11 protein-coding genes and 2 pseudogenes are annotated in these 26,829 nt (G+C 66.9%); 7 read left to right on the top strand and 6 right to left on the bottom strand.

All coding sequences use genetic code 11. The features are described from left to right. Positions 1 to 52 precede the first annotated feature (52 nt). The 6 genes and pseudogenes from HED23_RS15565 to HED23_RS15545 all read right to left on the bottom strand — a co-directional run. Entirely contained in the window at positions 53 to 1,354 is a 1,302-nt protein-coding gene (locus HED23_RS15565; protein WP_203184013.1) for a GNAT family N-acetyltransferase, read from the bottom strand. Between the two features lie 864 nt (positions 1,355 to 2,218). After that, positions 2,219 to 3,199: a transcriptional regulator gene (locus tag HED23_RS15560; protein ID WP_338019593.1), complete on the bottom strand. Its 981-nt coding sequence runs from the start codon at positions 3,197 to 3,199 to the stop codon at positions 2,219 to 2,221. A 130-nt stretch (positions 3,200 to 3,329) separates the two neighbouring features. Continuing rightward, a complete protein-coding gene (locus tag HED23_RS36070) occupies positions 3,330 to 3,545 on the bottom strand; it encodes a hypothetical protein (protein WP_420803080.1) in 216 nt (71 codons plus the stop codon). A gap of 89 nt (positions 3,546 to 3,634) precedes the next feature. Then, complete coding sequence (locus HED23_RS35695) at positions 3,635 to 4,684, bottom strand: polyketide synthase dehydratase domain-containing protein (protein WP_274383024.1); 1,050 nt, start codon at positions 4,682 to 4,684, stop codon at positions 3,635 to 3,637. A 146-nt stretch (positions 4,685 to 4,830) separates the two neighbouring features. Then, a pseudogene (locus HED23_RS15550) lies at positions 4,831 to 7,830 on the bottom strand (type I polyketide synthase); the annotation flags it as partial. Between the two features lie 387 nt (positions 7,831 to 8,217). Beyond that, positions 8,218 to 18,825, bottom strand: a pseudogene (locus tag HED23_RS15545) (type I polyketide synthase); the annotation flags it as partial. 607 nt (positions 18,826 to 19,432) lie between these two features. Between HED23_RS15545 and HED23_RS15540 the strand changes: the two are divergent. From HED23_RS15540 to HED23_RS15510, 7 genes are all read left to right on the top strand, one after another. Continuing rightward, positions 19,433 to 20,905 (top strand): NDP-hexose 2,3-dehydratase family protein, encoded by a 1,473-nt coding sequence (locus HED23_RS15540; RefSeq protein ID WP_203184009.1) that lies wholly within the window; start codon positions 19,433 to 19,435, stop codon positions 20,903 to 20,905. A gap of 3 nt (positions 20,906 to 20,908) precedes the next feature. Beyond that, the gene (locus tag HED23_RS15535) at positions 20,909 to 21,934 is read left to right on the top strand and encodes a Gfo/Idh/MocA family protein (RefSeq protein ID WP_203184008.1); all 1,026 of its coding nucleotides are present in this window, start codon (positions 20,909 to 20,911) and stop codon (positions 21,932 to 21,934) included. Then, positions 21,934 to 22,671 carry an NAD-dependent epimerase/dehydratase family protein gene (locus HED23_RS15530; protein ID WP_203184007.1) on the top strand — a complete coding sequence of 246 codons (738 nt, stop codon included), beginning with the start codon at positions 21,934 to 21,936 and terminating at the stop codon, positions 22,669 to 22,671. The genes HED23_RS15535 and HED23_RS15530 overlap by 1 nt, the downstream gene beginning before the upstream one ends. 41 nt (positions 22,672 to 22,712) lie before the next feature. Beyond that, a complete protein-coding gene (locus HED23_RS15525) occupies positions 22,713 to 23,966 on the top strand; it encodes a glycosyltransferase (protein ID WP_203184006.1) in 1,254 nt (417 codons plus the stop codon). A 64-nt stretch (positions 23,967 to 24,030) separates the two neighbouring features. Further along, positions 24,031 to 24,999 carry a dTDP-glucose 4,6-dehydratase gene (gene rfbB / locus HED23_RS15520; protein ID WP_203184005.1) on the top strand — a complete coding sequence of 323 codons (969 nt, stop codon included), beginning with the start codon at positions 24,031 to 24,033 and terminating at the stop codon, positions 24,997 to 24,999. Between the two features lie 26 nt (positions 25,000 to 25,025). Further along, positions 25,026 to 25,895 (top strand): glucose-1-phosphate thymidylyltransferase RfbA, encoded by an 870-nt coding sequence (rfbA, locus tag HED23_RS15515; protein WP_203184004.1) that lies wholly within the window; start codon positions 25,026 to 25,028, stop codon positions 25,893 to 25,895. A gap of 353 nt (positions 25,896 to 26,248) precedes the next feature. Beyond that, positions 26,249 to 26,677: a cold-shock protein gene (locus HED23_RS15510; RefSeq protein WP_203187499.1), complete on the top strand. Its 429-nt coding sequence runs from the start codon at positions 26,249 to 26,251 to the stop codon at positions 26,675 to 26,677. The last annotated feature ends 152 nt before the right edge of the window (positions 26,678 to 26,829 follow it).

The raw sequence follows: 26,829 nt of genomic DNA, 5'->3' as shown, positions 1-26,829 counted from the left end.
TCTCGACGGGCAGGGGCCCTGGCCTCTTCGGCCCTCGGCTTGCCTGCCGACGTCAGCTGATCCAGATACCTCCAGGGGACAGCTGGCGCGCGAGCGTGAGGCCGGCGTCGCTGATCGGAGTGGACCATGAAACGTCCCCGACCTGGCAGCCGAAGTCATCAGCGAGTTTCTGTACGAGAGCCGCGCCGACGCCCTGGCGGCGGTACGCATCGGCCACCCACACCAGATCAATGCGCGGCCTCAACCTGTCGTCCATGTCCCCGTCCGGTGAGTCGTCGGCCAGGTCCCAGGAACGGTGGTGATCAGTGTCGTGGGCGACAAGGTAGCCGATGACGTACCCGTTGGCTTTCAGTAGATACGCCCGCCGGTCGTCCTCGGTCTTCTCGGGTTCACCAAGATGCGTCCACGACCGGAAGTCGTAGTGATTCTCTCTCTGCGGTAGCCGCGCCACTTTGTACACAAGCCTCCGCCACCCGATGGAGGACTGCGTCGTCACCACAGCCAGGTCGTCCAGCCAGTCAAGGTTCTTCGGCACCTGCACACCGAACGACCACGCTGCATGGTGGACAGCATGAGCCTCTGCGCGACCCCACTCCGCTTCCAGCTGCATCCCGCACCGGCAGTCGCTGCCCACAGACAGCTCAACTGAGCCGAAACGAACAGGAGTCGCTCCGAGACTCAGATTCTGGCCTCTGCCACCCACCCACGGCCGAAGCAGTGCATCATCCGGATCGACATGGTCGCTCCAGCGATCCACCCAGCCGGGAAACTGCTCAGGCCGCATCTCCCGGATCTGCTTCTGCACTGGCAGCAGGACTGGGCGTACCCAAACGCTTCCGGCTGCTGCCCGGCCGTTGAGACGCAGCCCGTGCTTTTTTGCCTTGCCGCGCAGAAACTTCAGGAACACCGGGGGAGACGTATCGAAGTCGATGCCCCGGACCAACTCCCGCTCACCCGGAGCGAGCCACTTCTCGACGGGCAGCGCCAGACGGCCGGCGAGCACGTGCAGCTTGCTGTAGTCCCGATCGAGCTCGGCCAATCGCAGAGCTTCGATCGACGCTTCAAGCTCCATGTACGGGACGGGCAGCGTGATGAATCGCGAGCCGGTGCCCAGCAAGAAGTTGCCAGGGAACCCCTCGTACCAGAGGCGGTCGATCGACGACTCGCGTACCGCCTCGACGGCATCGGCGTAAGCGACAGGGAGCTCTGCCGACGCCCCCCGTGAGTCTGCCGCATCAACGTAACCATCGCGGTCCAGCTCCACCGTGACGTACCACCGGGAAGACCGGACACAGATCTTCCGGGCCCTCCAGTCACCTGGATCTGCATCGAGGTAAATCGTCCGCTCGGCCATCCGCACCGCTCCTCGTCCAACTGCTTCGCCCGTGCCGTCAAGGAATCATCGCCCTATGTCCCCCACCCGAGAACTGTAGGCAACGCAGGATCACACCCTCAGAGTTGGATGGGAAACGAGCCACGTCGGACACGTCCCAGGCCCGCTTACGTGTGATGATCTGGTCGACGTGGCCGCCAAAAGACAGACCTCTACAGGGCGCTCCCGGAGCCGAGGCGAACCCGCACGGGTTCTCAACCAACCGGGGGCACAGGGGGAGGGGGCTGCTGTCGAGCGGCCGATCACCGACTCCCCGCACGGCCGTGGTGGGGTTCGAGAGATTGGCGCGGAAACAGCCAGCGACATCGGGAACGACGAGAACTGCCAGGGACCGTCCGACTGCCCAGGTCTCCCCGTGCCGGCCCCACGTTGACGGACGCGTAGGGACAGCTCAGAGCGCCAGCCTACGTCCTGGGCCAGTCCAGGCTGCTACTTTCCGGTGTTTTCGGCCTCACGCTGCCAGGACCGAGGACATATTCGAGTTCAGGGCTGTGGGACCGGCCCCCGACAGCCGTCTGCCCGATTCTGGCCGAACAGCTCCATACATCACCTCCACCCCGATACATTCATCGCGCGTTAGCGCCGTTCAAATCATCGTTTCAGCGGAAAGTAGCCGATGTTCATCGAGAAGCTGGTGCTGGAGAACTTCCAGGAGCGGAACCTAGCTGGCCGGTGGGCAGACGGGTCCCACACCGCGGACACGGTCTATGACCGGCGTCATGTCGTGGGCACCCGGGACCCGCTCGACGCAGTTCCGGTACTCGGCGGCCTGCTGACCAGGCCGTTGCGGAGGCCGGGGCGACAAGCTGAGGTGAACGGCGGTGGTCAGGCAGTGCGCAGGCCGGCCGCCGCCGCCATCTCCCGGACGCCGGCGGTGCGTGGGTGGCGGCCGTAGACCTCAGCCGCGATCTGTCGGATCGCGGGGCGGTCGCGCAGTTCGCTCAGAGAGACCCGAGCTGCGGAGAGGAGCTCAGCAGCCGTCTGTTCGGGCTTGCCCCACTGCCACCAGGCCCGGGCAAGATCTGTGTGCATCCTGCCGCGCCGCTCCGCGGTCTTGAACTGTCCCGGCCTCAGTCTCCGGCCCGCTTCGAGTGCCGAGCCCGCATCACCCAGGGCCCAGTGCACGCTGACGGCGTACAGGTCCACGGATGCGGGAGTGACAGGGAACAGTCGTCCCACCGGCGCCTCGTCAGGCAGGTCTCGGGCACCCCTGGAGGCCTCCTTAATCAGGCTGAGGGCCTGCGGCCGGTCTCCGGCGACCGCCGCGGTGTACGAGGTCGTGCAGAGCATCTGTGCGAATGCGGAGGCCTGCGCGTCGCTCTTCAACCCGGTCGCTTCAACCCTTGCGACGGCGTCGAGAATAAGGCGCTCCGCTGAGGCGGGCTGGTCCTGATGGCGGAGCACGATGCTCAGCTCACGGGCCGCTGCTGCGGCGGCGAGAGGGGAATCGGACAGCTCGGCGTAAACGGTGGCCCGATCGGCGGTGAGGCGGGCCTGGTCGTAGCGACCGACCTTCACCAGCACCTGCGAGGCGAGACTATAGGTGGAAGAGAGCCGCGCGTAGGCCAGATCGGAACGGGTCCGACGAACGCCGTCGTGGCCGTCGCCGATGAGTCCCGGGAGCGTACGCAGCAGCTGTTCATTGCGCCCAGCGTCGAACGAGGCTCGGGCGGCGGCCAGGCGCTGGTCGAGGGGGACGGGCGAGCCGGTGGGATCGGGTGTGTTCGCCAGGGCTGTGTCCATCCCAGCGAGCAGTCCGACCGGTGCGGCCAGGCCTGCCGCAGCCAGCAGGGTACGGCGGCGCATGGGGTCCTCCTCCACTCGTGGACCTACCGCCGTCACTCTAGTGGTCGCAGGTTCCGTTAACCCCAGAGACTCCGCTAGGACATTTGTAGGCATACCGACCTCTAAGGCTGCCTGCTTGAGAAGTCGCAGGTCAGCGCGGCCCCCACGCTGCTCCAACCGGGAGACCGTGGAGGCCGAGCACCCGATCCGTCTGCCCAGATCGGCCTGCCGCCACCCCAACCGGTCCCGGCCCAGCCGATGAGGACACCAGCGTGTCGACGCCGGGACCCACCTCGAGGACCACACCCGCACCCTCGCACCCGAACAAAGCCTCACCCGCGGGCACCACACCCAACGCGACCAGCACATCACGGAAATTGACCCCGGTCGCCCGCACCCCGACCCGGACCTGACCCGCCTCCAACGGTCCCTCGACCGCCGGGCACGCCACCAGACTCAAACCCTCCAACGTCCCCGCCGTGTCCAGATCCACACTCCACCCCCCCCCTCAGGAACCGTCAGCGCATCGCCCGTGATCCGGCCCAACCGCGGCACCGACACCACACCACCCCGAACCACAACCTCCAGCTCCCCGGACTCCACGACCCCCGCCAACACCGGCTCCAGCACCGGCACCGGCGCCGCTTCCGGATCATGATCCACGTCGACCTGGGCGAACCGGTCCGGATACTCCGAGCACGCCGAACGCATCAAGCCCCGCACCGCCGCCTGCACCACATCGACCCCGGCACCCGGACCGACCGCAGCCCCGCCCCGCGTCACCACGACAAGACGTGACCCCTCCAGCTCCGGGCACTCCAGCCACTCCCGCACCCAGCCCAACACCGACCCCAGCACCTGCCGGGCCTCAGCGACCGGACCCCCCGGACAGAACACCGCCACCACCCGCGGCACCCCGACACCCTCACCAACCGCCGCCACCACCGACGCCACATCCACAAAAACAGGTATCTCCTCCAGCCCCGGGCCGCTCTCCCCCGCCGGAGCCGGAGCACCGACCCAGTTGACCTCGAACAACGAGTCAGACGCCTCGACAGCCGCAGCTGTCAGCGCTGTCCCGGCCAGTGGACGCGAGACGAGAGCGTCGATCGTGAGGACCTCCAGCCCCGCCAGGTCCGTCAACCGCACCGAGATCGCGTCCGGACCGGCCGGCGACACCCGCACCCGCACCGACCTCGCTCCCGTGGCATGAATCCGCGCACCCGAGAACGAGAACGGCATCACCCGCTCCCCACCCTCCTCGACCAGCACCGCCAGACGAGCCTGCAACGCCGCGTCCAGCAACGCCGGATGAACCGCGAACCCGCCCGCCTCGACCGGCAGCTCGACCTCCGCGAACACCTCCTCACCACGCCGCCACACCGACCGCAACCCCTGGAACACCGGCCCATACACATACCCAGCCGCCGCGAACGACTCATACAAACCCTCAACAGCAACACCCACCGCACCCTCCGGCGGCCACACACCACCCGACCCCGACATCCCGCTCCTCTGTACTGATCTCGTCCCACCACTCCAGACCACGCATGGCTCACCCAGTCGGCGTCCTCGTGACCGATACCACCGGCCCGGGAATGGACACGGACGGCCCGCTGTCCCAGCTCATCCGCATCACCCACACTGACCTGCACATCAACAGGAGCATCACCCGCCGGCAACACCAACGGCGCATGCAGCACCAGCTCCTCCAGCCGGTCACACCCCGCATACTCACCCGCCCGCAACACCAACTCCAACAACGCCGCACCCGGCACAAGAACCCGCCCCGCCACCGCATGATCAGCCAGCCACGGATGCGACCGAGTCGACAACCGGCCCGTGAACACGAACCCGTCACCACCCGCCAGCATCACACCCGCCGACAGCAACGGATGATCCACCACCGACAGCCCCGCACCCGACACATCACCCGCACCCCCCACACCCTCCAACCAGAAACGCTCCCGCTGGAACGCATAAGTCGGCAGGTCCACTCGCTGTGCGCCCGTGCCCTGGAACACCGATGACCAGTCGGTCTCGACACCACGCACCCAGAGTTGTGCGACCGAGGCCAGGAAACGCTCCATCCCGCCCTCGCCCCGGCGCAGCGTGCCGACCGCCAGGACGTCGTCGCTGATCTCCTGGAGCGCGCCCATGAGTACCGGATGCGGACTGATCTCGACGAACACCGCGTCGCCCTCGCCCAGCAGGGACTCGACGGTCTCCTGGAAACGGACCGGTTCACGCAGATTCCGATACCAGTACTCCGCGTCCAGAACCTCACCCCCTACCGGGCCGGCCGTGACCGTCGAGTACATCGCCACCTCACCCGCACCGGGCGTGATCGACGACGCGAGCTCGAACAACTCCTCCCGGACCCCCTCCACATGCGGAGTATGCGACGCGTAATCCACCGCGATCACCCGCGACCGCACACCCGCCGCCTCCGCATCCGCCCTCACCCCCGCCAGCTCCTCGACACCACCAGCAACCACCGTCGACCCAGGACCATTCACCACCGCGACCCACACACCCTCACGACCCGCCAGCAACTCCTCGACCCGGCCCACCGACGCCGCCACCGACACCATCCCGCCCAACCCCGCCAGACCCTTCCCGATCACCCCACTCCGCAACGCCACCAACCGCGCCCCGTCCGACAACGACAACGCACCCGACACACACGCCGCCGCGATCTCACCCTGCGAATGCCCCACCACCACCGACGGAACAACCCCCACCGAACGCCACACCTGCGCCAGCGACACCATCACCGCCCACAACACCGGCTGCACCACATCCACCCGGTCCAACGAACCCTCACCACGCAACACCTCCAACAAATCCCACTCCACGAAAGGCGCCAACGCCTCCCCACACCGCTCCACCCACTCCAAGAACACCGGAGACGACTCCAGCAACCCCGACGCCATCCCCACCCACTGCGAACCCTGACCAGGAAAAACAAACACCACCCGATCCACACCACCCGACACCACACCCGACACCACATTCACCGCCGGCTCCCCCGCAGCGACCGCACCCAGCCCACCCACAAACCCCTCACGCCCACCAGCCAACACCACCGCACGATGCTCCAACGCAGCACGCGACGACACCAACGACCAACCCACATCCCCCACACCCACACCCGAACCCGCCACGAACTCACCCAACCGACCCGCCTGACCCCGCAACCCCGCACCCGAACCCGCAGACACCACCCACGGCAACACACCCACACCACCAGCACGAACAGGAACTTCCTCAACCACACCATCAGCAACATCAGACACAGGCACAGGCACAGGCACAACAGGCGCCTGCTCCAAAATCACATGCGCATTCGTCCCACTCACCCCGAACGACGACACACCCGCCCGCCGCACCCGACCCGTCTCCGGCCACACAGCACGCTCCGTGACCAACTCCACCGCACCCGACTCCCAGTCCACCTGCGGAGACGGCTCATCCACATGCAACGTCGCCGGCACCACACCATGCCGCATGGCCATCACCATCTTGATGACCCCACCCACACCAGCCGCAGCCTGCGCATGCCCGATATTCGACTTCAACGACCCCAACAACAACGGCGACCCCACCGGCCGATCCTGACCATAGGTCGCAAGCAATGCCTGAGCCTCGATCGGATCACCCAGCGGTGTCCCTGTGCCATGCGCCTCCACCACATCCACCCCGGATGCCGACACATCGGCGTTCGCCAGGGCCTGGCGGATGACCCGTTGCTGCGCGGGACCGTTCGGTGCCGTCAGACCGTTCGACGCACCATCCTGATTCACCGCCGAACCACGCACCACAGCCAGCACCTGATGCCCGTTGCGCACCGCATCCGACAACCGCTCCACCAACAACAGCCCGACACCCTCAGCCGCGCCCATTCCATCGGCAGAGGCAGCGAACGCCTTGGAGCGGCCGTCGCGGGACAGACCCTGCTGACGGCTGAACTCGGTGAACAGGTCCGGAGTGGACATCACAGCGACACCGCCGGCAAGCGCCATGGTGCACTCGCCCTGCCGCACGGACTGCACCGCCAGGTGCAGTGCCACCAGCGACGACGAACACGCCGTGTCCACGGTGACCGCCGGACCGGTCAGGCCGAACGTGTACGCGATACGGCCGGACGCAACACTGCCCGCAGTACCCGTCATGGCATGGCCTTCGACCTCCTCAGGGATCGAGGGCAGTCTGCTGCCGTAGTCGCGGAAGCTGGATCCCACGAAGACGCCCGTTCGGCTCCCCCGGACCGAGGACGGATCGATGCCGGCACGCTCGAAGAGCTCCCAGGACGTCTCCAGCAGCAACCGCTGCTGCGGATCCATCGCCAACGCCTCACGCGGCGAAATCCCGAAGAATCCGGCATCGAACTCCCCGGCGTCGTGCAGGAAGCCGCCCTCGGCCACGTACGACGTACCCGGCCTCTCGCCTTCCACATCGACCAGGGCGGACAGGTCCCACCCTCGGTCGGCAGGAAATTCGGAGACTCCGTCCCCGTCTGCGGAGACCATCTCCCACAGGTCCTCGGGCGACGAGATGCCGCCCGGATACCGGCAGCTCATGGCCACGATCGCCATCGGCTCACTACCCGCCGATTCTGCAACTCGTAACTGGGCCCGTGTCTCCTGCAGTTCCGCCGTGACCCGGGTCAGATAGTGGCGAAGTTTCTTGACGTCTTCCATGTGTGCTTGCCCCATGTAGTGAGTCAGAACCGTGTGAGTCAGAACCGTGTGGGTCAGAACGTGTGGGTCAGAAACCTTCAGACGAAGAGGTCAGGAGATTCCGAATTCCTTCTCGATGAATTCGAAGATCTCGTCGTTGCTGGCAGCCTCGAGCTCTTCGGACTCGACGGCCACCTCGTCCGGCCGTGCGGCACCGGAGACGGATCGGAGGAGGTTGCGCAGTCTCCCCCCGATCTCCGCCCTGGAGGGGTCGCCGTCCGCCATCGTTGCCACGAGGGCTTCCAGGCTGTCGAGCTCCGCGGCACCGGGTGTTCCCGGCTCCTCGATGTCCTCGAACAGTTCGGCTTGGAGGTGGCCTACGAGATCGGCCACCGTGGGGTGGTCGAATATCACTGTGGTGGGCAGTCGAAGACCGGTCGCGGAGTTCAGCCGGTTGCGGAGTTCTACTGCGGTGACGGAGTCGAGGCCGAGTTCCAGGAACTGACGTCGGAGTCCCACCGCGTCAGCGGATTCGTACCCGAGAACGGCTGCCACATGAGTTCGGACAGTACCCACCAGCTGCCGTTCGCGTTCTTGAGGCGCCAGGCCGGCCAGCATGTCGTGCAAAGTGACGGCCGGACCGGTGGGCGCCGCCGCCTCCAGGACTTTTCGGGCCTCGGAGATCTCGTCGAGCAGATGGCTGGGCCGCGTGGCGGTATAGGCGTGAGTGAACCGGTCCCAGTCGATGTCGGCTATCACCACGGTCGTGTCGTCGTGCTCAAGCGCGGCCTCCAGAGCGGAGAGCGCCGACTCCGGGGAGATCAGTGGGACACCGTGCCGGAGGCGGACCTCATTGACGGCGGTCAGTTCGGCCATTCCGCCCTGCGCCCAGGAGCCCCAGGCCACGGAGGTGGCCGTCAGCCCGTGTGAACGGCGGTACTGGGCGAGAGCATCGAGGTAGGTGTTCGCGGGTGCGTAGTTGGCTTGGCCTGCCATGCCGACCGTGCCCGCCAGGGAGGAGAAGAGGACGAAGGCCGAGAGGTCCAGTTCCCGAGTCAGCTCGTGCAGACGCCAAGCGGTGTCGGCCTTGGCCCGCAGCACACGGTCGACCTGGTCGAGTGTCAGGGCGGTGGCTGCCCCGTCGTCCAGCACCGCTGCTGTATGGATCACCGCTGTCAGCGGGTACTCGTCCGGCACCGAGTCCACAAGCTCGCGGAGCGCGTCGGCATCCGTGATGTCACATGCCGTCACGGTCACCAGGGCTCCGGCTGCCACCAGTTCAGCCTCCAGCTCGGCAACGCCGGGCGCCGCGGCACCCCGGCGGCTGACGAGCAGCAGGTGCTCTGCGCCCTTTGACGCCAGCCAGCGGGCGGTCTGCCCCCCGAGGGCGCCGGTGCCCCCTGTGATCAGCACCGTTCCGCTCCCCGGAGACCAGGTACCGCCCGTCTCATCTCCGATGGGCGCCCGGACGATGCGGCGTCCGAGAATCCCGAAGGACCGCACCACGACTTGGTCCTCGTGGGCGTTGGCCGCCATCACCGAGCAGAGGCGGCTGAGGGCTTCGGCGTCGGGAGCGGCCGGTAGGTCCACCAGCCCTCCCCAGCGTTCGGGAAGTTCCTGCGCCACGACCCGTCCCAGGCCCCAGACCATCGCCTGCGCGGGGCTGGAGAGAGGGTCCGCATCGCCGGTGGAAACAGCGCCCGCGGTGAGGCACCACAGTGGCGCGGCCACACGGGCAGCCTCCATGGCCTGGATCAGCAACAGCGTACGGCCGAACCCCGCCGGGACCGCGGGCATGCCCGGGAAGGGCTGCTCGTCCTGGGCGAGCAGTGACAGCACGCCCACCGCCTCGGGGTGCGCGGACAGCAGACCTGCCCACTCGTGCGCGTCGTCGGGCGCCACGATCGGGACCACCGTGACCCCATGCGCGCGAAGCGCCTCGGATACCGCCGCACTCAGCTCATCGTCCGCCTGGTCCGGCGTGACGACCAGAAGCCATGTTCCGGACAGGCGCGCCGATCCGTTGTCGGAGAGCGGCGTCCAGTCGGCGCGGTATCGCAACGACTCGATCGAGGATGCGGCGCTCTGCCGGCGGTGCCAAGCCGACAGCGCGGGCAGCACCCTCTTCAGCTCGGATTGTGCGTCATCGAGTCGCAGGGTCTGCGCGAGGCCCTCCAGGTCCTCCCGTTCCACGACGCTCCAGAAGCTGTCGTGGATGGACTCGGCCGCAGGTGTTCGAGGAGCGGAGGCTTCGAGCCAGTAGCGCTCCCCTTGGAAGGCGTAGGTCGGTAGGTCCACTCGCTGTGCGCCTGTGCCCTGGAACACCGATGACCAGTCGGTCTCGACACCACGCACCCAGAGTTGTGCGACCGAGGCCAGGAAACGCTCCATCCCGCCCTCACCTCGGCGCAGCGTGCCGACCGCCAGGACGTCGTCGCTGATCTCCTGGAGCGCGCCCATGAGTACCGGATGCGGACTGATCTCGACGAACACCGCGTCGCCCTCGCCCAGCAGGGACTCGACGGTCTCCTGGAAACGGACCGGCTCACGCAGATTGCGATACCAGTACTCCGCGTCCAGAACCTCACCCCCTACCGGGCCGGCCGTGACCGTCGAGTACATCGCCACCTCACCCGCACCGGGCGTGATCGACGACGCGAGCTCGAACAACTCCTCCCGGACCCCCTCCACATGCGGAGTATGCGACGCGTAATCCACCGCGATCACCCGCGACCGCACACCCGCCGCCTCCGCATCCGCCCTCACCCCCGCCAGCTCCTCGACACCACCAGCAACCACCGTCGACCCAGGACCATTCACCACCGCGACCCACACACCCTCACGACCCGCCAGCAACTCCTCGACCCGGCCCACCGATGCCGCCACCGACACCATCCCGCCCAACCCCGCCAGACCCTTCCCGATCACCCCACTCCGCAACGCCACCAACCGCGCCCCGTCCGACAACGACAACGCACCCGACACACACGCCGCCGCGATCTCACCCTGCGAATGCCCCACCACCACCGACGGAACAACCCCCACCGAACGCCACACCTGCGCCAACGACACCATCACCGCCCACAACACCGGCTGCACCACATCCACCCGGTCCAACGAACCCTCACCACGCAACACCTCCAACAAATCCCACTCCACGAAAGGCGCCAACGCCTCCCCACACCGCTCCACCCACTCCAAGAACACCGGAGACGACTCCAGCAACCCAGACGCCATCCCCACCCACTGCGAACCCTGACCAGGAAAAACAAACACCACCCGATCCACACCACCCGACACCACACCCGACACCACATTCACCGCCGGCTCCCCCGCAGCGACCGCACCCAGCCCACCCACAAACCCCTCACGCCCACCAGCCAACACCACCGCACGATGCTCCAACGCAGCACGCGACGACACCAACGACCAACCCACATCCCCCACACCCACACCCGAACCCGCCACGAACTCACCCAACCGACCCGCCTGACCCCGCAACCCCGCACCCGAACCCGCAGACACCACCCACGGCAACACACCCACACCAAAACCAGAACCAGCAACACCATCAGCAACATCAGCAACATCAGACACAGGCACAGGCACAGCAGGCGCCTGCTCCAAAATCACATGCGCATTCGTCCCACTCACCCCGAACGACGACACACCCGCCCGCCGCACCCGACCCGTCTCCGGCCACGCAGCACGCTCCGTGACCAACTCCATCATGCCGGAGCTCCAGTCCACATGCGGAGACGGCTCATCCACATGCAACGTCGCCGGCACCACACCATGCCGCATGGCCATCACCATCTTGATGACCCCCGCCACGCCCGCAGCGGCGGAGGTATGGCCGATGTTCGACTTCATCGATCCCAGGAGCAGCGGACTGTCCACGGGCCGGTCCTGACCATAGGTCGCGAGCAGGGCCTGCGCCTCGATCGGATCGCCCAGAGTCGTGCCCGTGCCGTGGGCCTCCACCACATCCACCTCGGTCGCCGGCACATCGGCGTTCGCCAGGGCCTGGCGGATGACCCGTTGCTGCGCGGGACCGTTCGGTGCCGTCAGACCGTTCGACGCACCATCCTGATTCACCGCCGAACCACGCACCACAGCCAGCACCTGATGCCCGTTGCGCACCGCATCCGACAACCGCTCCACCAACAACAGCCCGACACCCTCACCCCACGCCGTGCCGTCAGCTGCCGCAGCGAACGGTTTGCACCTCCCGTCGCGTGCCAACCCCTGCTGACGGCTGAACTCGGTGAATACACCTGGGGTGGACATCACCGTCACACCGCCGGCAAGCGCCATGGTGCACTCGCCCTGCCGTAGGGACTGCACCGCCAGGTGCAGAGCCACCAGCGACGACGAGCAGGCCGTGTCCACGGTGATCGCCGGACCGGTCAGGCCGAACGTGTACGCGATGCGGCCCGACGCAACACTGCCCGCCGCTCCGGTGAACAGGTAGCCTTCGGCCTCCTGCCCGTCGGCGGATCCGCTTCCGTAGCCGTGCGGGACGGCGCCGACGAACACACCGGTCCGGCTGCCGCGCAAGGACGACGGGTCCAGGCCGGCCCGCTCCAGGGCTTCCCAGGACGTCTCCAGCAGCAACCGCTGCTGCGGATCCATCGCCAACGCCTCACGGGGGGAAATGCCGAAGAATCCGGCGTCGAACTCCGCGGCGTCGTAGAGAAATGCCCCCTGATGCGGATGGCTGGTGCCGGGCCGTGTCGTGTCCGGGTGGTACAGATCGGCGAGGTTCCAGCCACGGTCGTCCGGGAATCCGGACACGGCGTCGGTGTCTGACAGCAGCAGTTCCCAGAGGTCCTCCGGCGAGCGCACACCGCCGGGGAAGCGGCAGCTCGTAGCCACGATCGCGATCGGTTCGTGAGGGAGGAGAGACGAGCCGGGCGCCGGCGGAAGCTCGCGGGTTGTCGTGTCGGCGCCGAGCGCCCGGTCACGGACGTGCTCGGCCAGCGCAAGCGGCGTTGGATGGTCGAACACGACGGTGGGTGAGAGGCTGATGCCGGTGGCGCCGGTCAACCGGTTCCGGAGCTCCACGGCTGTCAGGGAGTCGAAGCCGGACTCCCGGAATGCTTTCCGGACCTCCACCTCCGCAGGTGAGGACCATCGCAGCACCGCTGCGGCGTGGGCGCACACCTCGTCCAGCGCCACCCGCATCCGCTGGGCGTCGGTAGACGCCTCGGCCATCCGGCGCTGGAAGCCTTCCAGTGTCTCGGTCGGCGGAACGGACGGCAGGTCGATCTGTACGGGCGCGCCGGAGTTGGAGGGGGCGAGCCAGTATCGGTCCCGTTGGAAGGCATAAGTCGGCAGGTCCACTCGCTGTGCGCCTGTGCCCTGGAACACCGATGACCAGTCGGTCTCGACACCACGCACCCAGAGTTGTGCGACCGAGGCCAGGAAACGCTCCATCCCGCCCTCACCCCGGCGCAGCGTGCCGACCGCCAGGACGTCGTCGCTGATCTCCTGGAGCGCGCCCATGAGTACCGGATGCGGACTGATCTCGACGAACACCGCGTCACCCTCGCCCAGCAGGGACTCGACGGTCTCCTGGAAACGGACCGGCTCACGCAGATTCCGATACCAGTACTCCGCGTCCAGAACCTCACCCCCTACCGGGCCGGCCGTGACCGTCGAATACATCGCCACCTCACCCGCACCGGGCGTGATCGACGACGCGAGCTCGAACAACTCCTCCCGGACCCCCTCCACATGCGGAGTATGCGACGCGTAATCCACCGCGATCACCCGCGACCGCACACCCGCCGCCTCCGCATCCGCCCTCACCCCCGCCAGCTCCTCGACACCACCAGCAACCACCGTCGACCCAGGACCATTCACCACCGCGACCCACACACCCTCACGACCCGCCAGCAACTCCTCGACCCGGCCCACCGACGCCGCCACCGACACCATCCCGCCCAACCCCGCCAGACCCTTCCCGATCACCCCACTCCGCAACGCCACCAACCGCGCCCCGTCCGACAACGACAACGCACCCGACACACACGCCGCCGCGATCTCACCCTGCGAATGCCCCACCACCACCGACGGAACAACCCCCACCGAACGCCACACCTGCGCCAACGACACCATCACCGCCCACAACACCGGCTGCACCACATCCACCCGGTCCAACGAACCCTCACCACGCAACACCTCCAACAAATCCCACTCCACGAAAGGCGCCAACGCCTCCCCACACCGCTCCACCCACTCCAGGAACACCGGAGACGACTCCAGCAACCCCGACGCCATCCCCACCCACTGCGAACCCTGACCAGGAAAAACAAACACCACCCGATCCACACCACCCGACACCACACCCGACACCACATTCACCGCCGGCTCCCCCGCCGCGACCGCACCCAGCCCACCCACGAACCCCTCACGCCCACCAGCCAACACCACCGCACGATGCTCCAACGCAGCACGCGACGACACCAACGACCAACCCACATCCCCCACACCCACACCCGAACCCGCCACGAACTCACCCAACCGACCCGCCTGACCCCGCAACCCCGCACCCGAACCCGCAGACACCACCCACGGCAACACACCCACACCAAAACCAGAACCAGCAACACCCTCAGCAACATCAGACACAGGCACAGCAGGCGCCTGCTCCAAAATCACATGCGCATTCGTCCCACTGATTCCGAAGGACGAGACTCCGGCCCTCCTAGCTCCGTCACGGTCGGGCCAGGTCACACGCCGGGTTGCCAGTTCCACCGCACCGGACTCCCAGTCCACCTGCGGAGACGGCTCATCCACATGCAACGTCGCCGGCACCACACCATGCCGCATGGCCATCACCATCTTGATGACCCCACCCACACCAGCCGCAGCCTGCGCATGCCCGATGTTCGACTTCAACGACCCCAACAACAACGGCGACCCCACCGGCCGGTCCTGACCATAGGTCGCAAGCAATGCCTGAGCCTCGATCGGATCACCCAGCGTCGTGCCCGTGCCGTGGGCCTCCACCACATCCACCTCGGTCGCCGGCACAGCGGCGTTCGCCAGGGCCTGGCGGATCACCCGCTGCTGGGACAGGCCGTTGGGTGCCGTCAGGCCGTTCGACGCACCGTCCTGGTTCACTGCCGAACCCCGGACCAGGCCCAGTACCTGGTGACCGTTGCGGCGGGCATCGGAAAGCCGTTCCACCAGCAGCAGTCCAGCGCCCTCAGCGAATCCGGTACCGTCGGCGGCCGCCGCGAAGGCCTTGCAGCGGCCGTCACGGGACAGTCCGCCTTGCCGGCTGAACTCGGTGAAGATTCCCGGTGAGGACAGGACAGTCACACCGCCGGCGATGGCCAGCGAGGATTCCCCCGACCGCAGGGACTGCACGGCCAGATGCAGAGCCACCAGGGAGGAGGAGCAGGCCGTGTCGAGTGTGATCGCGGGACCGGTCAGTCCGAGCAGGTAGGCGATGCGGCCCGAGGCGACGCTGGTGGTCTTGCCCGTGAGCAGGTAGCCGTCGAAGGTGTCCGCGGCTTCATGCAGTCGCGGGCCGTACTCCTGGTCCATCGTGCCGATGAAGACCCCGGTCCGGCTCCCCCGCAACGAGTCCGGGGCGATCCCCGCCCTCTCCAGCACCTCCCACGACGTCTCCAGCAGCAACCGCTGCTGCGGGTCCATCGCCAGGACCTCGCGCGGCGAGATTCCGAAGAACCGTGCGTCGAAGTCCGTGACCTGGTCGAGGAATCCGCCGCCCTCGGCGAAACTGTTGCCCTGGCCGTCGGAGCCGCGCAGCCGCTCCATGTCCCAGCCCCGGTCCTCAGGAAATGCCGAGATGGCGTCCGCTTCGTCGGCGACCAGGCGCCACAGGTCCTCGGGGGAAGACACTCCACCGGGAAAGCGGCAGCTCATCCCGATGATCGCGATCGGATCGTCGTCGGCATCGGCGGAGGAGGCCTCCCGGGCCGCCGAGGGGCGGCCCTCGGCGTTCCCGGACTCGAGATGTCGGGCCAACCGGGCCGGTGTCGGGTGGTCGAAGAGGGTGACGCTGGACAGGCGTGAACCCAGTGCGGAGTTCACCCGGTTGCACAGATCACTGAGCATGATCGAGTCGAACCCGAGGTCCTTGAACGTGCGTCGCACGTCGAGCTCGCTCCGCGCCCCGTGGCCCAGCAGGGCCGCTGCCTGGGTACGCACCACGTGCAACGCGTCGGCGACGGATTCGTCCTCCGCGGCACCCACAGGCTGCGCGGCCGGAGTGTCGAACAGCTGCACGGCATCGGTATCGGCAGCAGCTGCGGATACGGCAGGCCAGTGTGATCGGCGCTGGAAGGCGTACGTGGGCAGGTCGGCCCGCCGGGCACCGGTACCGGCGAACACCTGTGTCCAGTCGGGGCCGACACCGTGGGCCCAGAGCTCTGCCAACGATGTCAGGAACCGCTCTGATCCGCCCTGATCACGACGCAGTGTTCCGGTGGCGAAGATCTCGGCATCGGCGGCGTGGCCTGCCTCCGTGATCGCGGAGGTCAGTACCGGATGCGGGCCGACCTCCAGGAAGACCGTGCTCCCGGCATCGAGCAAGGACCGAATCGTGTCCTGGAACCGCACCGGCTCGCGGAGGTTCCTGTACCAGTACTGGGCGTCCAGCGATTCGGTGCCGACCGGTGCGGCGGTCACCGTCGAGTACATGGTGATGTCGCCGGTCCGTGGAGTGATCGAAGCCGCCAGCTCCACCAACTGGTCCTGGACACGCTCGACATGGGGCGTGTGCGAGGCGTAGTCCACTGCGATCCGCCGCGTGCGGACACCGGCCGCCTCGAAGCTGGCGGTGACCTCGGCCAGAGCTTCCGGGCTTCCGGCGACGACTGTCGCGGCGGGACCGTTCAACACTGCGGCCCATACGTCGTCCCGGTCCGCCAGCAGTTCCGTCACCTGGTCCAGCGAAGCGGCGACGGAGAGCATGCCGCCCCGGCCTGCCAGTTCCTGAGCGATGACCTGACTCCGCAGGGCGACCAGCTTCGCACCGTCGGCCAGTGACAGGGCACCCGAGACACAGGCAGCGGCGATCTCCCCCTGCGAATGCCCCACCACAGCCGCGGGGACGACGCCCAGCGAACGCCAGACCTTCGCCAGAGAGACCATCACGGCCCACAGGACGGGCTGCACCACGTCCACTCGCTCGAGCCGGCTCTCGTCCGAGGTGCCGCGCAGGACGTCGAGGAGGTCCCACTCGATGTACGGCGCCAGGGCCTGTGAACATTCCTCGATGGAGTCGGCGAAGACCGGTGACGCCTCGAGCAGTCCGGTCGCCATTCCGACCCACTGCGCCCCCTGTCCCGGGAAGACGAAGACCACGCCGGGAGGGTCGCCCGCGGCAACCCCGCTCACCACGTTCTCAGCAGGCTCGCCGGACGCCAGAGCCTCGAGTCCGCTGAGGTATTCCTCCCGGCCGGCGGCCAGCACAACGGCACGGTGTTCCAGAGCCGTCCGTGAGGTTGCCAGCGACCAGCCCATGTCCGATGCGCCGACGCCAGGGTCGGTGGCCGACTCGCGCAGTCGCGAGGCTTGTCCCCTCAGCCCCGCCGCGGTTCGGCCCGACACGGGCCACGGCACCGTTCCCCCCATGTCGAGCACGGTCGCCGGCGTGTCCGGGGAGCTCTCTGCCTCGACGACAGGAGCCTGCTCCACCACGACGTGCGCATTGGTCCCGCCCATACCGAACGCGGAAACTCCTGCGGTCAACGGCACTTCGGGGCGAGGCCACGGGGACGCCTCGGTCTGTACCCGGAGGTTCCAGTCGTCGAGCGGTATGGCAGGGTTCGGCGTCTCGAAGTTGAGGCTCGGCGGGAGTTCGCCCGTCTTCAGGGCGAGTATGACCTTGATCAGGCCGGTGATGCCCGCGGCGCCTTCCAGATGACCCACGTTCGTCTTCGCGGATCCGACTCGTAGAGGCATGTCCGGCGTGCGCGACGATCCGATGACCGCTCCCAGCGCCGCCGCCTCGACGGGATCGCCGACAGCCGTACCGGTGCCGTGGAGTTCTACGTACTGCACGTCAGCGGGCTCGATGCCGGCTGCGGCGTGGGCTCGGCGCAGCACGTCCTCCTGCGCCGCCTGGTTGGGTGCGGTGAGGCTGTCGCCGCCACCGTCGTTGTTGACCGCGCTCCCGCGCAGGACACAGTGGATCGTGTCTCCGTCGGCGATCGCCCGGGCCAGTGGCTTGAGCAGTACGAATCCGCCACCCTCGCCTCGGACGTAGCCGTTCGCCCTGGCATCGAAGGTGTAGCAACGGCCGTCCGGTGAGAGTCCGCCGAATCGCGAGACGCTCAGGGTTCCGTCGAACGTGAGGTTGAGGTTCACTCCGCCGGCGAGGGCTGCCTCGCACTCTCCGCTGCGCAGACTCTGGCAGGCCATGTGCACTGCCACGAGCGAGGAGGACTGGCCCGAATCGATGACCAGGCTCGGTCCGGACACCCCGAGTAAGTAGGATATTCGGTTGGCGATCATGCCCCGGTGCAGACCGGTGAGGGTGTGGTGGGTGATCCCACCAGCGCGCTGCTGCCTGAGCAGAGTCGCGTAGTCGTCGTTCATCGAACCGGCGAAGACACCTAATCGCGTGCCCGAGACGCGGTCCGGAACGATGCCCGCGTCTTCGAGCGCCTCCCAGCCGAGCTCCAGCGCCAGCCGCTGCTGCGGGTCCATGGCCACCGCCTCGCGCGGCGAGATTCCGAAGAAGTCGGCGTCGAAGCCGTCCACTTGATCAAGGAATCCGCCACGCAGGGCCACCGGCGTGTCATCGGCCCGGGGACGCGTCCACCGCCCTGGTGGCACTGCCGTCACGGCGTCGACACCGTTGCGGAGGAGTCGCCCGAAGTCGCTCGGCGAATTGACTCCAGGTAATCGGCAGGAAATCCCGACCACCGCGACAGGACCATCGGTGTCGACGGACCGTAACGAACCAACGCCCCTGGTCAATTTCGAACCTCTCGCCGTGTGAGGAATTTACATCCCAGCAACAGTGTCACCGCGGGAACCAGGCTTCAGCGCCGATCCCGGCGCCCGATGCCCGCACCGGCCGGCCCTGGACGGTGACGGCGCAAACGTGCGCTCACCAGGGAACTCTTGGCTTGCGGGAAGCCGATGGCGATGGGTACCCGAATTGGTCGCCTGCACCATCCGAGGCCCCCGCCAACTCAGTCGGACTCTACAGCGATCCTGCACCGTGACGTGTCGAGACCGGTGCGCAACAAGGAATACCGATGCGTAACAAATGACAGCCCTTGCCCCCCTCCCAGCGATCACTTCCCTAAAGCTAAACCATACAAGCTGAGCAGCCATGTGACCTTGATCACATGACTCATCGCAGAGTTCTCAGGCCGACATTCACAGCAGGGGCGGGTTGACAGCGGCGGACCACTCGCGCTTGGCTGAAGCGGGCATGACGCAGATCCAGGGCGTCACCGGGAAGAAATAGCACTCTCTTCAGGGACCGAAAAGCCCACCCGGCCACCGGTAACGAGCCGCAGATCAGCGGCGGTCGTCCACTCCGGCATCCCACACGTCAAAGTCGAGGGAGTTAAGGATGACTCGTACCTCGGTGGACTCTCCATCAGCGTTACAGACGCAGGACTCCACCTTATCCATGCGGATAGCGCGATCCTTATGGGCAGACAGCTCCACTGCGACGGGTCTGCAAGATTTCCACCGCTGGTTCACCAGGTACAGAGACAGCGATTCGTCGTCTGTCCGAAGAATTGATTTCGACGCACTGACCGGTTGGCGGTTCGAGACCGCAACGGGAAATATCGTCCACGACAGTGGCGGCTTCTTCTCTGTCAGGGGCCTTGATGTACGGGCCGGGCAGGGACTGTCACAGCACCGGTGGTCGCAGCCGATCATCAGTCAGCCGGAGATCGGCGTACTGGGAATTCTGGTAAAGGAATTCGACGGCGTACTGCACTGCCTCATGCAGGCAAAGATGGAACCCGGGAACTGTAACGGCGTGCAGCTTTCACCGACCGTGCAGGCGACCAGGAGCAACTACACAGGGGTGCACGGCGGTAAATCCGTGCCCTACCTGAAATACTTTCGCGAGGCGCCGCCGCAGCACGTCATCACCGATGTACTGCAGTCGGAGCAGGGATCCTGGTTCTACCGCAAGCGCAACCGCAACATCATCGTCGAGGTGAGCGAAGACATCGAGGTGCTGGAGGGCTTCTACTGGCTCTCGGTCAGCCAGCTGCACGATCTGTTGTCTATTGATGATCTTGTGAACATGGACGCGCGCACCGTCCTGTCCTGCCTTCCGCTTTCGAGCACGGGCCTGTTCGCGGCCCATCCCTTCGAGGGCGATGAATTCCGGTCCGCACTGGTCAGATCGCTCAGCGCGGACCAGGGCTCGCTCAGCACCTCCCGGCAGATACAGCACTGGATCACCGGCGCCCGCGTCAGCTCCGAGATGGACGCGAAGCCGACCGGCCTCGCCGGCATCGAAGGCTGGCACCGGTCGGCGGACCGGATCTCGCACGAGGCGGGCCTGTTCTTCGACGTGATGGCCGTGGACGTACGCGCGGGCAGCCGTGAAGTGCGGAGCTGGACCCAGCCGATGATCGAGGCGCGCAACCTCGGAGTGGCGGCCTTCCTCACACAGCGGATCGAGGGAGTGCTCCACGTCCTGGCCAACATCAAGGCAGAGCCGGGATTCCTGGACGTGGTCGAGGTGGCTCCCACCCTGCAGTGCACTCCGCAGGACTACCAGGGCATGCCGCCGGACGCCCGGCCACCGTTCCTGGACGAGCTGCTTCAGGCGTCCGAGGACAGCATCCGGTTCGACACCGTGCTGTCCGAGGAGGGCGGTCGGTTCTTCCACACCCGCAATCGCTACCTCGTCGTCGAAGCCGATCCGGATCGCGCCATCACGGCCCCCGACGACTTCTGCTGGCTCACCGTGCATCAGCTTGCGGACCTGATTCAGCACAGCCACCTCGTGAACATCCAGGCCAGGAGCCTGACCGCCTGCCTGCACAGCCTGACCCTCCGGCCGATGGGGAAATGACCGATGGACAGCCCTGATCAATCCGGTCCGGTGCGCATCGGCGTCCTGGGCGCTTCCTCGATCGCCTGGCGACGAACGCTCACCGCGCTGCAGGAGGTTCCCGACAGCACAGTCGTCGCCGTCGCCAGCCGTGAGCGGGACAAGGCAGAACGCTTCGCCGCCCGTTTCGGCTGCGCCGCCGTACACGGCTACGAGGAACTCCTCGAGCGCGACGACATCGACGCCGTCTACGTTTCCGTTCCCAACTCGCTGCACCATCAGTGGGTGCACCGGCTCCTCATGAGCGACAAGCACGTACTCGCCGAGAAACCTCTGACCATCCGCCCGGCGGACACCGCCGCACTCATCGGACTGGCGGCAGACCGCGGACTGGTACTGCGCGAGAACATCGCGTTCATCCACCACGGACTGCACCGGCGGGTCGCCGAGCTGGTCGGGGCCGGCCGCATCGGACGCCTCCGGCACATCGACGCGGCGTTCTGCTTCCCGCCGCTGCCCGAAACCGATGTGCGCTACCGGGCCGACCTCGGCGGCGGCGCCCTGCTCGACGCCGGGCTCTACCCCGTACGGCTGGCCCAGTACTTCCTGGGTGATGAACTCACCGTCGTGGGTGCGGTGCTGAAGGAGGACCCTGCCGCCGGCGTCGACGTGGCGGGCAGCGCTGTGCTCGTGGCGGCGACCGGGGAGACCGTGACACTCAGTTTCGGCTTCGAGCACAGCTACGGGGCGCACTACACACTATGGGGCAGCACGGGGCGGCTGTCCGTCGACCGGGCTTTCACCCCGCCGGCCACCATGGCACCCCTGATACGCATCGACGAACAGGATCACGCCGAGGAGATCACATTCCCCGCTGAGCACCAGTTCGCCAAATCGGCGGCGTCGTTCGTGGAGGCCGTTCTGCGGTCGAGATCCACGGGATCGGATCCCGGACATGACGACTGGGCCACGACCGCGCTGCGTACCGCCGAACTCCTCGACCGGATCTCCGCCTCCGCCCACCGTGTCACAGCGGGGGGTCAGGCCTGATGGAAGTCATCGGTCATGGGTTCATCGCACAGAACCTGGCCACGATCGCGCACCGGCACCCGGGCGCGACGGTTGTCGCCGCCGGCGTTTCCAGCACCAGCGTCCGGGCACCCGAGGAGTTCGCCCGCGAAGAGGCCCTGGTGCGCGAGATCACCGACCGGTGCCACCGTGCGGGCCATGTGGTCGTGTACCTGTCCACTGCCTCCCACGCGATGTACGGGAGCACGGAAGTCGCCCTGGACGAAGAAGCGGACGTGAGCCCGCAATCGCCCTACGGCAGGCAGAAGCTGCGGTTGGAGCGCTCGATCGCCGAGTCCGGTGCACGGTGGCTGACACTGCGCCTGAGCCATGTCGTGGGCCGAATGCAACGGGCCCACCAGCTGCTGCCTTCACTCGTCGGGCAGGTGCGCAGCGGGACCGTACAGCTGCATCGGGGCGCGCACCGCGACCTGGTGGACGTGGCCGACGTGGTCCGGGCCGTCGACGGGCTGCTCGCACAGAAGCTGGAGGGCGAGATCGTGAACGTCGCCTCGGGCGTGCCGCAGCCGATCGAGGCAGTCGTGCGGGGAATCGAACGGCGCATGGGGATCACCGCTCGGCACGAGGTCATCGACACGACCCCCACCTTGACCAGGGTGTCGACGGCCAAACTGTGCGGGCTGCTGCCGCCCATGCGTTCGGTGTCCGAGCCGGACTATCTCGACCGGATCCTCGACCGCTACACCTCGGCCTACTGACCATGCCTGGCAGAAGCCGTCTCACTTTCTATGGAGGGTTCATGCGCGCCTCGTTAGTCGTCCTGGGATCGCGAGGCGATGTCCAGCCGTTCATCGCCCTGGGCACCACACTCAAGGCTCGAGGGCACACGGTGACCCTCGCGACCCACGGGGATTTCGAGTCGTTGGTGCGGGAGGCGGGTCTGGACTTCATCGAACTCCCCGGCAGCCCACGTGACTTCCTGGCCCACCCCGCGCTCGCCGAGGCACTGCAACAGGGCGCGTCCCTGTTCCGCGCCGCACGAAAGGTTCCACGGCCGACTGCGGAGCACATCCAGAACCTGGCGGCCGAAGTGGCGAAGGCGACGGCGGGCGCGGACCTGGTGGTCAACAGCATCCTGAGCCGCATCTCCTTCGAGTCCGACGGCAGCACCCCCTGGGGCTCGGTGACCTGGTGGCCCCTGAACCCGACCGCGCAGTGGCCGGCGATGATCGCCCCGCAGGCGAATCTGGGCAGGCCCTACAACCGCTTGACCCACCGGATGGCAGGGCTTTTGGACTGGATCACCATCCGCAATTTCCGGAAGGACGCGAACCTGCCACAACTGCCCTTCGGCGCACCGTACCGAAGTCTGGGCAAGGACGTTCCGCTGCTCTGCCCGGTGACGCGGTCCCTGTTCACCGAGCCTTCCGACTGGCCCGGGCTCTCGCACATCACCGGCTACTGGTTCTGGGACCGGGAATGGACCCCGCCGCGGGAACTGGTCGACTTCATGGATTTCGGCACTCCCCCGGTCACCCTGTCCTTCGGCAGCATCTGGCCGGTGCACCCACCTGCGGAGACCTTGGAGAAGGTGCTGGCCGTGGTGCGCTCCCACGGGCGCCGGCTCGTCCTGGTGGGGGGCGGACCGGCCACCGTGCCGGAAGATGTCTTCCGGGTAGACGACGTGCACTACCCGTGGCTGCTGCCTCGCTCCTCGGCCGTGATACACCATGGCGGCTGCAACACCACTGGTGAGGCACTGCGCGCCGGCCGGCCCCAGGTGGTCGTGCCCACCTTCGCCGACAGCCCGTTCTGGGCGGCGAAGGTACACGCGCTCGGGGTGGCGGCGAAGCCCATCCCCTTCCAGAAGTTCACCGCCGAGCGCCTCGACGAGTCCCTTGGCGCCGCTCTCACCGACGAGAGCATCCGGCAGCGGGCACACGACGTCGGTGAGTCCGTGCGTGCCGAGCAGGGCACCGAGAAGGCAGCGGAAATCCTGGAGGAATGGGTCGAGCGCTGGCGCACCCGCGGAAGCGTGGGCGCCACCGCGTGACCGCCCGGTGAGGCGGGCACCGAGCACGGATCGCAGGGCATCGGATCAACAGTCAAGGAGACCAATGCGCGCTCTTGTCACCGGAGCCGCCGGATTCATCGGTTCGGCTTTTGTCCGGCACGCGCTCGGCGGCTCCTTCCCGGGCCGCACCGAGGTGGAGATAACGGCTCTCGACGCACTGACGTACGCCGGGAACATGGAGAATCTGGCTCCCGTGGCCGGTCACCCCGGCCTGTCCTTCGTGCACGGGGACATCTGCGACGCCACGCTGCTCCGCTCTCTGTTGCCGGGCCATGACGTCATCGTCCACTTCGCCGCCGAGACACATGTCGACCGCTCCATCGAGGGCCCGGGCGCATTCATCCGTACGAATCTGGTGGGTACGCAGACGCTGCTGGAAGGGGCCCGTGGCGCAGGAATTCCACGCGTCATCCACGTGTCGACGGACGAGGTCTACGGATCGATCGCCAAGGGCTCCTGGACCGAGGAGTCGCCCGTCGACCCGAACTCTCCCTACGCCGCGTCCAAAGCGGGTGCCGACCACATCGCGCTGGCCTACGCGCGGACGTACGGCATGAACATATCTGTCACCCGTTGCTCCAACAATTACGGTCCCTATCAGTTCCCGGAAAAGGTCATTCCGCGATTCATCACCCAACTCATGAACGGCCGCTCCCTCCCGCTCTACGGAAACGGCGACAACATTCGGGACTGGTTGCACGTGGATGACCACTGCAGGGGAATCTGGCAAGTTCTGGAACACGGCCTTCCAGGAGAGGTGTACAACATCGGTGGCGGTTCGGAGTTGTCCAATCTGCAACTCGCGCACCTACTGCTCGAAGAGTTCGGGTTCGGTCCGGAAATGATCGAGTCGGTACCGGACCGACTCGGCCACGACAAGCGGTACTCCCTCGACGACAGCAAGCTTCGACTGCTCGGGTACGCACCTCAGGTCCCCTTCTCGGAAGGACTGCGCCAAACAGCCGACTGGTACCGGGAGAACAGCTCCTGGTGGCGCCCTCTGCTGCCATGAAGAATCCAGAGATATCGGAGTGAATCATGCGTGGAATTGTCCTGGCCGGGGGGTCGGGGACCAGGCTCAGGCCGGTCACCGGCATAACCTCCAAGCAATTACTTCCCGTGTACAACAAGCCGATGGTCTATTACCCGCTCTCGGTTCTCATGCACGCGGGAATCCGGGAGATCCTGATCATCAGCAGCCCCAGGTTCAGCGGAGCCTTCCAGGAGTTACTGGGCGACGGGCACCGGATCGGTCTCGACCTGCACTACGCTTCGCAGCCACATCCCGACGGGCTGGCCGACGCGCTTCGCATAGGCCGCGACTTCATAGGGGACGAGCAGATCGCTCTGGTCCTCGGTGACAACATCTTCTACGGCCACCAGCTCCCGACACTCCTGCAACGCGAGCGTGAACGCCTCAGTGGTTGCACCCTGTTCGGGTACCCCGTCGCCGATCCGGAACGCTACGGCATAGCTGACCTGGACGAGGACGGGAAGATCCTGTCCATCAAGGAGAAACCCGAGAAGCCGACGTCCAATCTCGCGGTCACCGGGCTGTACTTCTACGACAACGACGCCGTCTCCATGGCCGCCGAGCTCACCCCCTCGCCGCGGGGGGAGCTGGAGATCACCGACCTGAATCTCAATTACGTGGAAAGCTGCCGCGCCCGGTTGGTCAACCTCGGTCGCGGCAGCGCGTGGTTCGACACCGGAACTCACGACAGCCTCCTCGAAGCGGCGACATTCGTGCAGATCATCGAGAAGCGTCAGGGGATTCGCATCGCCTGTATCGAGGAGATCGCCTATCGGATGGGGTTCATAAACTCGGTCCAGTTGTCCGCGATAGGCGACAGCCTAGGGCCGACGAGCGACTACGGTCAGTACATCCTGGACCTCGCCGCCGCATGATTCCCAGGGAATCGCAGCCGCAGCCCGACGGGAGGTCGTGGCTCGGCGGCTTCCGCATCCGTGCCGCACCGCCGGTGCGGCAGCGAAGGGCGCCCGCCGCACGGGTGGCGCCGCCGGCGCGGGCCCGGGGACGGCCGGCTTCTTCGGACGGCAGTCCACCGTTCGTCCGTCCTGGCGATCCCGGCGGGGTCGCGTCCCGACAGGGGTCCTGTCGCAACGGGAACAGCGGACAGCGCACAGGACATCCCTCTCCGGCCCGATAGCGCCCTGGCCTCACGGGGTGGCGCTGGCCTATCTTCTGAAGCGTGGAAATCATCCGGGCAAGGGGCCCGGTTTCTTTTGGGGTTGATGGCATGGTTACCGGTCGTGTAGTGCGGTTCGATGGTGTTCGGGGTTTTGGGTTCATCGCTCCGGATCACGGAGGGGAAGACGTCTTCCTGCATGTGAATGATCTGCTGGTGCCAGAGCACTACCTGCGTTCAGGCATCGCCGTGCAATTCGAGGTGGAGCAAGGGGACCGCGGGCTCAAGGCTTCGTCCGTCCGGCTCGCGGAGGGAGCCGAGGTCAAAGCGCCTGCAGCACCGACAGCGGCCGGGCCTGTCCCGGCCGAGCGGTCGGACGCCGACGATTCACTGTGCGATGTGCTCGCCGCGAACGAGTATCTGCACGAGGTGACGGAAGTACTGTTGTCTGCTGCTCCTTCGCTGACTGGCACCCAGATCGTGGACATCCGCGACGGTTTGCTCCAGTTCGCGAAGAACCACGGCTGGACAGAGGGCTGAGCGGCGGGGAGGGGTGCGCTGCCCGCGCCCCCTCCCCTGATGCCCCGACAAGGAGAGGAGTACCGCGCTCATCCTGCCGGCGGCAGGCGTCACCCGGGTCCGGGGCGAGGACCGGCGGATCACCGACGCGTCGTGCAGCGCTCTCATGGCCC

The sequence above is a fragment of the Streptomyces pratensis genome, assembly GCF_016804005.1.
In the GTDB taxonomy this organism is placed as follows: Bacteria; Actinomycetota; Actinomycetes; order Streptomycetales; family Streptomycetaceae; genus Streptomyces; species Streptomyces pratensis_A.
Note: the sequence above shows the minus strand (reverse complement) of the source record. Positions and strands in the feature narration are given on the sequence as shown.